Annotated in this window: 6 protein-coding genes and 1 rRNA gene; 2 read left to right on the top strand and 5 right to left on the bottom strand. The window is 47.9% G+C overall.

Features of this window, described 5'->3' with window-relative positions; translation table 11 throughout:
• Nucleotides 1–193 precede the first annotated feature (193 nt).
• The 3 genes from fumC to ACTCCX_RS11870 all read right to left on the bottom strand — a co-directional run bounded on the left by fumC (nt 194) and on the right by ACTCCX_RS11870 (nt 3,866).
• A complete protein-coding gene (fumC, locus tag ACTCCX_RS11880) occupies nt 194–1,555 on the bottom strand; it encodes a class II fumarate hydratase (RefSeq protein WP_463276182.1) in 1,362 nt (453 codons plus the stop codon).
• 51 nt (nt 1,556–1,606) lie between these two features.
• Nucleotides 1,607–3,238, bottom strand: a complete 1,632-nt coding sequence (locus tag ACTCCX_RS11875) for an NAD-dependent malic enzyme (RefSeq protein ID WP_463276181.1) — start codon at nt 3,236–3,238, stop codon at nt 1,607–1,609.
• Nucleotides 3,239–3,326: 88 nt separating this feature from the next.
• Nucleotides 3,327–3,866: an acyl-CoA thioesterase gene (locus tag ACTCCX_RS11870; protein WP_276646929.1), complete on the bottom strand. Its 540-nt coding sequence runs from the start codon at nt 3,864–3,866 to the stop codon at nt 3,327–3,329.
• A gap of 181 nt (nt 3,867–4,047) precedes the next feature.
• On the opposite strand from ACTCCX_RS11870, the gene ACTCCX_RS11865 reads away from it, so the two are divergent.
• Complete coding sequence (locus ACTCCX_RS11865) at nt 4,048–4,482, top strand: universal stress protein (RefSeq protein ID WP_068561016.1); 435 nt, start codon at nt 4,048–4,050, stop codon at nt 4,480–4,482.
• 126 nt (nt 4,483–4,608) lie between these two features.
• Here the strand turns inward: ACTCCX_RS11865 and ACTCCX_RS11860 are convergent, their stop codons facing one another.
• Nucleotides 4,609–5,460 (bottom strand): DUF4352 domain-containing protein, encoded by an 852-nt coding sequence (locus ACTCCX_RS11860; RefSeq protein ID WP_463276180.1) that lies wholly within the window; start codon nt 5,458–5,460, stop codon nt 4,609–4,611.
• Nucleotides 5,461–5,664: 204 nt separating this feature from the next.
• Between ACTCCX_RS11860 and ACTCCX_RS11855 the strand changes: the two genes are divergently transcribed.
• Nucleotides 5,665–6,276 (top strand): CAP domain-containing protein, encoded by a 612-nt coding sequence (locus ACTCCX_RS11855; RefSeq protein ID WP_086988729.1) that lies wholly within the window; start codon nt 5,665–5,667, stop codon nt 6,274–6,276.
• A 74-nt stretch (nt 6,277–6,350) separates the two neighbouring features.
• Here the strand turns inward: ACTCCX_RS11855 and rrf are convergent.
• Nucleotides 6,351–6,449 (bottom strand): 5S ribosomal RNA (gene rrf, locus ACTCCX_RS11850); the annotation flags it as partial.

Genomic DNA, 6,449 nt, shown 5'->3' with positions numbered 1-6,449 from the left:
GTTTTTGGTATTTCCCTCTGGAATCCATGCATCTATTATACCAAAAAACAGCTAAAAACGCTGTTGCGATAAGGTTTGTTAATTATTCAGTAGACATTATTTAGGGCCTCCTGTATTTGACCTGTTTCAAAACAATAGACAACAAAAGCGGATCGACTGGACTTGCCTGCCGATCCGCACTTCGCCGAAAAAATTAAACCATCTTCATCGGATCCACGTACTGATCGAACTCTTCAGCAGTGACATGCCCCATCGCGACAGCCGCCTCTTTCAAGGAAGTGCCGTCCACAAAAGCCTTCTGGGCGATCTTGGCTGCTTTCTCATAACCGATGTACGGGTTCAAAGCAGTCACCAGCATCAAGGAATTGGTCAAGTTATGGTTGATTTTATCCTGTTCCGCCTTGATTCCGCTCGCGCAGTTTTCATCAAAACTGATCAGTGCATCCGCAAGCAGGCGGACAGACTGCATGAAGCTGTTCACGATGAGCGGCATATAAGTATTCAGCTGGAACGAACCTTGCGAAGCCGCAAAGCCGATGGCGCTGTCGTTGCCCATCACTTGGATGCAGGCCATCGTTACCGCTTCGGATTGGGTAGGATTGACTTTTCCGGGCATGATCGAACTTCCCGGCTCATTCATCGGGATGCTGATTTCGCCGATGCCGCTTCTCGGGCCGCTCGCCAGCCAACGGACATCATTTGCGATCTTGTAGAAATTGGCCGCCAACGCTTTAACCGCCCCATGCGTATGCACAAAAGCATCCTTGCTGGTCAGCGCATGGAATTTGTTCTCTGCTCCAACGAATGCCTCGCCCGTGCGCTCCGCAACCTTTTCGATCGTTTTTTGGATGAAGATCGGATCCGCGTTCAACCCCGTTCCGACTGCTGTGCCGCCTAAGGCTACTTGGCGCATGTATTTCAAGGAGTCCTCGATCATGGACATGGTTTCTTCAAGCATGACGCGCCATGCGCTGATTTCCTGGCCTAATGTCAATGGCGTCGCATCCTGCAGATGGGTACGGCCCAATTTGACGATCGCTGCATTTTCCTGCTCCAAACGAGTCAGCGTGCCGATCAACTGCTCAATCGCCGGGTACAGTTTATTTTTTATGTATAGCACGCCGGCGATGTGCATAGCAGCCGGGAATGTATCATTGGAGCTCTGTCCTTTGTTCACGTGGTCGTTTGGGTGGATACCGCAGTCAACTAGCTGGTTGCCTCGGTTCGCCAGCACTTCGTTCACATTCATATTGGATTGCGTGCCGCTTCCGGTCTGCCATACGGATAACGGAAATTGATCGTCCCATTTGCCTTCAAGCACTTCATCAGCCGCCAAAAGGATGCCTTTTGTAACGGTCTCATCCAATAAGCCGACTTCATGGTTTGATGCCGCGGCAGCACGCTTGATTTCGACCAATGCATAGATGACTTCCATCGGAATTTTTTCGATTCCGATCTTGAAATTTTCCAGACTGCGTTGCGTCTGTGCACCCCATAATTTATCCGCTGCAACTTTTACTTCCCCTAATGAGTCATGTTCAATTCTATATTCCATTCATCCCGTTCCTTCCTGTCGGCTCTTCCGTTTTTGGACGTGCTTTTTGTCCTAATATTCCGCTTTCCAGATGGCAGCTTCGACAGCTTCCATCGGATCCGTTATTTCAACACCATTTACTCCATCTTCGATAGCTGCTTGGATGACGGCTGCCGCAACCAATTTCGAGGCTTCGCGCAACTGGGAAACCGGCGGCAAAATCGCTGCTCCCGCTTCATCCAAGTTCTGTAGGGAAGTGATGCCGTGCGCGGCAGCGGACAGCATTCTGTCCGTCACTGTCTTGGCTTTTGCGATGACGATCCCGAAGCCTAAACCTGGGTACAATAAGGCATTGTTCGCCTGGCCGATTTTATAGTCCACGCCATTGTATGCGATCGGATCGGATGGGCTGCCGGTAACGACCAACGCTCTCCCCTCGGACCAAGCAATGACATCCGAAGCCTTTGCTTCGCATAATCTGGTCGGATTCGAGATCGGCATGATGGCCGGACGTTCATTGTATGCTGCCATCTTTTCGACGACCGCTTGCGTAAAGGCACCGGCTTGGCCTGATGTACCAATCAGCACGGTCGGTTTGACCGCTTCGATGATTTCAGCCAAATCGTTCAATGGTGCGGAGAACTCAGCCGCAGCGCGCGCATATTTTTGCTGACCCGGCGTAAGATCCGCCATGTCATCAGTGACCAGCCCATAGCGGTCGACCATGTAAAACTGTTTGCGGGCTTCCTGGCTGTCGGCACCTTGCAGCACCATCTCCATGAGGATTTGGTCGGATACACCGACACCGGCAGTCCCGCCTCCGAAAACAAGGATTTTGTGTTCCGTGATCGGCTTATCGGTGATCCGGACCACTGAATCCATCGCAGCCGCCATCATCACGCCGGTCCCCTGGATGTCATCATTGAACGTACAGATTTTATCGCGGTACTGCTCCAGTATATTGGCGGCATTGTCGCGGCCGAAGTCTTCCCAGTGGAACAATACATCCGGGAACAGCGCTGATGCCTCTTCAACGAACTTTTCGATGAATGGGTAATACGCCTCTCCTGTCACACGTTTGTGCTTATTGCCGAGATAGAACGGATCCTCCAGCAGCTGCTCGTTGTTTGTGCCCGCATCAATCACGATCGGCAAGACCTGTTGCGGATTCAATCCCGAAGCGACGGTGTATACAGCCAGTTTTCCGATTGAAATCGCGATGCCTTGGATGCCCCAATCGCCGATGCCCAGCACCCCTTCGCCATCTGTGATGACCATCATTTTGATTTCTTCATCCATGCCTTTGCAGCCGTTCAGCATAGCGGTGCGGATCGCTTCCGGACGATTCACATCCAAGTAGACCGCATCCTGGGGAATTTGGTAATCCCGCGAATAATTCATGACTGTGTCGGCGATGGTCGGCGTATAGATGACCGGCAACAACTCGGTCACGTGTTTCCCGATGACATGGTAAAAAAGCACGCGGTTCTGGGCGTAGATATTCATCAGATGCTTCTGTTTGGAATAAGCATCAGTCAGTTGGCCCAGTTGCGCATAGACAATCTTCCCTTGTTCTTCCAAGGTACGCACTTCGGTCGGCAATAAACCTTCCAGCCCTAATGTTGCTCGTTCTTCCAAAGTGAATGCGGTCCCTTTATTCAAAAATGGCTGACCCAATAAATCTTTTCCGTTAGTTTTCGACACGTTGACACACTCCTGCTCCATCATTTGTATGTATCTCTTTCCATGCTTTTCAAATCAAGGCTTGCCGCGCTTATTTTGTCTACAAGTGCTAATCCGCCCAAGGTATTTCTATCGTGAGATGTTCATGTAGCTGTTTTTGGTAGTCCAGATCGGCTCTTCGCTTTTTCCGTCTTTCTTCATATCCGCTGTTGATGAATTTTTCCTCGACCGTTTCCGGTACGATTTTCGGAAGAGAAACCTTTTGCCCATTCCCATCAGGAAGCGCCACAAAGGTCAAAAAGCAAGTCGCTGCCAAATACCGTTCACCCGTCCGAAGATTTTCTCCGGTAACTTTTGTGAAGATTTCCATTGACGTTTTCCCCGCTCCGGAAACAAACGTATCGATGCAGACCGAGTGGCCAGTAGGAAGTGGCTTGATGAAGTTCAATGTGTCCACCGATGCGGTCACATTGGTCGTACGACCGAAACGCTCTCCGGAAATTGCCGCACAATCATCGATCATGCTCATCAGTTTGCCTCCGAACAAAGTACCGTGGTAATTTGAATCGAACGGAAAGACGTGATGTGTCTGAATCACCTTCGTCTGCCTGCAATATCTGATCTCCTGTTCATGGTTCGTTTCCGTCATATCCGCCTTCAACCCTTTCTTTTTCTTAAATTCATTTTAGCATGCTTCATTTCTGATTAACAGTTCTGCCAAATAATTCTAATTTTTGTCACCGCTTCCCGGCTTCCTTTTCAAACAGCGTTGTTGTAAAATGAGTATAGGAAGCGTTTTCTGAACAAATTCAAAAAAGGAGCGGGTAGAAATGTTAGCAGAATACAAAAATATTTTGGTTCCCGTTGACGGTTCAGGTCAGTCAGAAGATTCGTTCAAAAAAGCTGTTGCCATTGCCAAACGTAATAACGCCGCGTTGCACCTTATCTACGTTAAGGACACAAGAAATGTTCCTCTTAGCCCTGAATATGAATCCAGATTGACGGAAGCATACAAGGACATGGAATATGAATTCCTCGATGAAATGATGACATTCGCCCTAAATGAAGGGATTGAAGTCAAGAAGTCTGTAACCAACGGCAATCCAATGACGCTCATCGCTGAAGCATTTCCGAAAGAATACAACATCGATCTTATCGTCATCGGAGCGACCGGCAAAGGTGCGATCACTAGGGCTTTTGTTGGATCGGTCTCTAACTACGTGGTCCGTCATGCACCGTGTGATGTTTTGGTTGTCCGTACCTAAAAGTAGCGCACTATTTTTGCAGCCGTACCTCAGAAAACGTAAGAACAGCCCTGTACAGCTTAAGCTGCACAAGGCTGTTTCCTTGTATAGGACGTTTTACCGTAGTTTTTGGTATCCTTCAGTCAGCTAGATATCATTGACTGTCTCGCCAACTTCCTCGCTGTCGATCCAAGCGCCATCAAAAAATTGGATCGCGTAAGGCCCTTCACTGGTGATGTCAAAATAAACCTTATCTGTAAAGGACTCCCCGGGTGCGACAGTATGCAACCAGAAATGGGTGTAGCGCAAAGGGAGAATTTTCCCCTCAGCATCAAGCGCCGAAAAATAGTTGGGAGCGATGTAGGTATCGACACTGCCATTGTTGACGTATTGTACTTCTACTTCCAATAGTTTTTCTCCAAGCGGGTTGAGTTCCTCCAGCGCATCTATTTCCCGGATTTCCGTTACCGTCACCAACTCATTTATCCCGGAATCGTCGCTCAAAAAGTTTTGCGCTTCACCCTCATTGACCGTAAAAGCAGGCGGAGTTATCGTTGGGTTCTCATTAGGTATGAAAGTTATGGTGACATAACTTTCAGGCGCAAGGTCAGCCAGTTTAATCCCAGTATCGCCATATATGACGGATGTATCCGTCGTGAAGGTGATTTCTGTTTCAATACTGGGTCCTTGATAAGGATAATCGAATTCCCATACGTTGTTCGTCTCGCGATAGTCGACAGCCGTCCCTTCGATGATGGTGGTCACTTGATCATAACCTTCAGCATTGCCTTCTAACGCAAAATAGTTATATTTATCGCCTCTGGTGATTCCATCCTCAACACCACTTGAAAAAAGGATCGTTTTAGTTACACTTTTCTCAGCTTCGGCAGAAACCGAAGATTGTTCGCTCACCAAAGAATCTTCGGTTTCAGATTCATTTTGACAGGCAGCAAAAACACCGACACAGACAACAAGCAGCAATCCAAACCTTTTATTCATAGGAATTCCCCCTCCCGCAATCCGCACAACAGATCTCCATCTTTCGATTCTTACCCCCATTTTAGCAAATTATCAATCAAAAAACGAATCCCAGACTTTCTTCAGGACATTGTGCGGAGAATTGACTATAATGGAAACATACTTGAATTTGCCGGATATTTTTCCAGTAATAAACTATCCGAAAATCTGAAAGGAACGGTGCGGATGCGAATCATTAGAGGCCTGCTTTTCACTGGCATAGCAGCATTGTTGGTAGGATACGGAATAAACCGTAATATTTTGAACGAAAAATTCCTGTTTCTCGAGCAAGCAGTACAAACGGATGTGGCTGAGAAAATTCAAGTGCTGACAAGCCCTGAAGGCATTGACCTGCTCATAGCGCCTTTCACCCGACCTGAAGAAATCGACTATACCCTTGTGGAAGATAAAGTCATGGTTTTACTGAATGAGCTTCGTCTGGAGCAAGGCTTGCTTCTCCTTACAAAGAACGAAACGCTTAAAGCGGCGGCTGATCACCGGGCCATTGAAACCCAGACATCGTTTTCGCACACCCGTCCGGATGGAACCGATTTTTACACGGTCATCCAGACCGATGATTACTGGTACCCTTATCAAACGGTCGGAGAAAATCTGGCAATGGCGACCTATTTCAAGGACGAAGCAAGTATGGCCGAATTTTTGTTCAAAGGTTGGATGGAAAGCGAAGGCCATTACGCCAATATGATTCATCCCGATTTCCGTGAGGTAGGCATCGGTGTCCATTATGACGGAGAATTTCTGTATGCTGTGCAGCTGTTTGGGAAACAAAATCAATAACTGGGAGTGATCCCCAAAAAAAACGCAAAAAAAAAGCAAGCATCAGGAATATCCTGCATGCTTGCTTTTCATTTGCGCGGCAACGTCCTAGTCTCACAAAGGGAAACCCTTCACTACAATCGGCGCTAAGAAGCTTAACTTCTGTGTTCGAGATGGGAACAGGTGTGACCTTC

Source organism: Trichococcus sp. (assembly GCF_055118575.1).
Note: the sequence above shows the minus strand (reverse complement) of the source record. Positions and strands in the feature narration are given on the sequence as shown.

Bases quoted from the DNA above. Each gene is read 5' to 3' on its own strand.
- fumC (WP_463276182.1), bottom strand. From the start codon at position 1,555: ATGGAATATAGAATTGAACATGACTCATTAGGGGAAGTAAAAGTTGCA.
- ACTCCX_RS11870 (WP_276646929.1), bottom strand. From the start codon at position 3,866: ATGACGGAAACGAACCATGAACAGGAGATCAGATATTGCAGGCAGACG.
- ACTCCX_RS11865 (WP_068561016.1), top strand. From the start codon at position 4,048: ATGTTAGCAGAATACAAAAATATTTTGGTTCCCGTTGACGGTTCAGGT.
- ACTCCX_RS11860 (WP_463276180.1), bottom strand. From the start codon at position 5,460: ATGAATAAAAGGTTTGGATTGCTGCTTGTTGTCTGTGTCGGTGTTTTT.
- ACTCCX_RS11855 (WP_086988729.1), top strand. From the start codon at position 5,665: ATGCGAATCATTAGAGGCCTGCTTTTCACTGGCATAGCAGCATTGTTG.